This is a genomic window from Halomonas sp. 707D4, assembly GCF_024158685.1.
Lineage (GTDB): Bacteria > Pseudomonadota > Gammaproteobacteria > Pseudomonadales > Halomonadaceae > Vreelandella.
Window position 1 is genome coordinate 1 of the sequence record NZ_JAMZBD010000459.1, and the last position, 2,415, is coordinate 2,415.

2 protein-coding genes and 1 pseudogene are annotated in these 2,415 nt (G+C 65.4%); 1 reads left to right on the forward strand and 2 read right to left on the reverse strand.

What is annotated here, in order from left to right; genetic code table 11:
- Positions 1-936, forward strand: a 936-nt coding sequence (locus tag BIS11_RS15215; protein ID WP_253586460.1) for an ATP-binding cassette domain-containing protein, incomplete at its 5' end; no start/stop codon positions are given.
- On the opposite strand, the gene BIS11_RS15220 is transcribed toward BIS11_RS15215, so the two are convergent.
- Entirely contained in the window at positions 929-1,510 is a 582-nt protein-coding gene (locus BIS11_RS15220; RefSeq protein WP_253422396.1) for a cell division protein ZipA C-terminal FtsZ-binding domain-containing protein, read from the reverse strand. The two genes, BIS11_RS15215 and BIS11_RS15220, sit on opposite strands and share 8 nt — an antisense overlap.
- 206 nt (positions 1,511-1,716) lie before the next feature.
- Positions 1,717-2,415 (reverse strand): annotated as a pseudogene (locus BIS11_RS15225) (alkene reductase); the annotation flags it as partial.

The following is a 2,415-nucleotide window of genomic DNA, read 5'->3' on the forward strand; positions in this document are numbered from 1 at the left end:
CACATGGCGGATCTCGACTACGGCGAGATCACCCTGTTCCCCGGCAACTACGACGAGTACATGACCGCCGCCACCGCCGCCCGCGAGCGCCAGCACGCCGACAACGCCAAGAAGAAGGCGCAGATCGCCGAGCTCCAGCAGTTCGTCAGCCGCTTCTCCGCCAACGCCTCCAAGGCCAAGCAGGCGACCTCCCGGGCGCGCCAGATCGACAAGATCAAGCTCGAGGAGATCAAGCCCTCGAGCCGGGTGAGCCCGTTCATCCGCTTCGACCAGAACAAGAAGATCCACCGCAATGCGGTCAGCGTCGAGGCGATCAGCCAGGGATTCGAGGGCAATCCGCCGCTGTTCGAGCGCTTCTCGATGGTCGTGGAGGCCGGCGAGCGCATCGCCATCATCGGCCCCAACGGCATCGGCAAGACCACGCTGTTGAAGACCCTGGCCGGCGACCTGGCACCGCTAAAGGGTGAAGTGAAGTGGACCGATGCCGCCGAGCTTGGCGTGTTCGCCCAGGACCACGGCGCCGACTTCGCCGAAGACGCCACGCTGTTCGAGTGGATGGGGCAGTGGACCAAGGGCGGCGAGCAGGTGGTGCGCGGGGCGCTCGGGCGCATGCTGTTCTCCAGCGACGACATCGGAAAGTCGGTGAAGGTGATCTCCGGCGGCGAGCAGGGGCGGATGCTGTTCGGCAAGCTGACGCTCACCAACCCCAACGTGCTGCTGATGGACGAGCCCACCAACCACCTGGACATGGAGTCGATCGAGGCGCTCAACCTGGCGCTCGAGAACTACCCCGGCACGCTGCTGTTCGTCAGCCACGACCGCGAGTTCGTCTCGAGCCTTGCCACCCGCATCATCGACATGCAGCCGGAGGGCATCGTCGACTTCAGCGGCAGCTACGACGACTACCTGCGCAGCCAGGGCGTGCTGGCTAGCTGAGGATCTGCTGGTAGGTCGTGTCGGTGGCGGGGTTCTGCTCGCCATCGAGCATGTCGCCCTTGAAGGCGTCGTTGAGCTCCTTGGCCAGCGCCACGTAGACGTGCATCTGCTGGTTGCGCCGCTTGTGCAAGGGGGGCTTGACCAGCAGGCTCACGCCGCGAATCGGCGCGTGGGCCTCGCCGCGCAAAAGATCCGGCATCTCGCCGGGGGGAAAGGCGTTGGCCAGGGTGACCGGGTTGGAGCGCTGCTGGCCGTCGATCAGAAAGACCTTCTTGAGCGGGTCGAAGCGGGCGCTCTTGCCGCGCAGCCACTCGGTGAGCCGCTCGTCGGTGGTGGCGTCCGGGTGGGCGAAGATCACGAACAGCGAATGCTGCTTGACCTTGGTGGCGGGCACCGGCGCCGGGGCGGGCTCCGCCGGCGGTGCCGGAGCGGGCTTGGGAGTGGCGGCCTGCGCCTTGCGCGCCTGGGCGCGCCGGCGCCTGGGCAGCACCACGTAAACGAACAGCGCCGCCGCCACCACGCCGCACAGCAGCGATACAAAGGCGAGCCACACCGGAAGGGAAATCGTATCCATTTATCACCCCAAGCCAGATACCAGGCGCGAACCCCGTCGATCGAGGGCAAGTGCCCCCTGCGACGGCCCCGCACGCGTGAATAGGTAACGTAGTCGAAAATAACAGGATTCCCAGGCATCCGGGTACAAAAAAAGCACCACGGGCGTGGTGCTTCGATAAAAACGACTGCTTTTTCAAATGTCTATAACCTTTCGCAAGGCAAATCTTACTTCAGTTGGTCGTGGCCGTTGTCGAGGAACGGGTAGTCGGTGTAGCCCGTCGCATCGCCCCCGTAGAAGGTCGCCTGGTCCGGCTCGTTGAGCGGCGAACCCACGCGAAAGCGCTCGACCAGGTCCGGGTTGGCGATGTAGGGGCGACCGAAGGCGACGAGTTCGCCGTTGCCGCTCTCGAGCAGCGCCTCGCCCTTGTCGGCGTCGTAATGGCCGCAGTAGATCAACCGGCCATTGAAGCGCTCGCGCATCCGCTCGCGGAAACCGTCCGGGAAGGTGTTGTTGCCCCCGGCCCAGTTGGGCTCGTTGAGGTGGATATAGGCGATGCCGCGCTTGGAGAGCGCGTCGGCCAGATACAGCGCCATCTCCTCGGGCTCGTCGTCGGTCAGCCCGAAGATCTCGATGAACGGCGTGAGGCGAATGCCCACGCGGCCGGCGCCGACCACCTCGATCACCGCATCGACCACCTCCAGCGGGAAGCGGGCGCGGTTCTCGATCGAGCCGCCGTAGCGATCAGAACGCTGGTTGGTGCCGGTGGCCAGGAACTGGTTGAGCAGGTAGGCATTGGCGGCGTGGACTTCCACCATGTCGAAACCGGCATTTTTGGCGCGTTGGGCCGCCTGGCGGTAGTCCTCGACGATGCCCGGAATCTCGTCGGTTTCCAGCGCCCTAGGGGTGCTGGCGGGGTGCTGGCC

Bases quoted from the DNA above. Each gene is read 5' to 3' on its own strand.
- BIS11_RS15220 (WP_253422396.1), bottom strand. From the start codon at position 1,510: ATGGATACGATTTCCCTTCCGGTGTGGCTCGCCTTTGTATCGCTGCTG.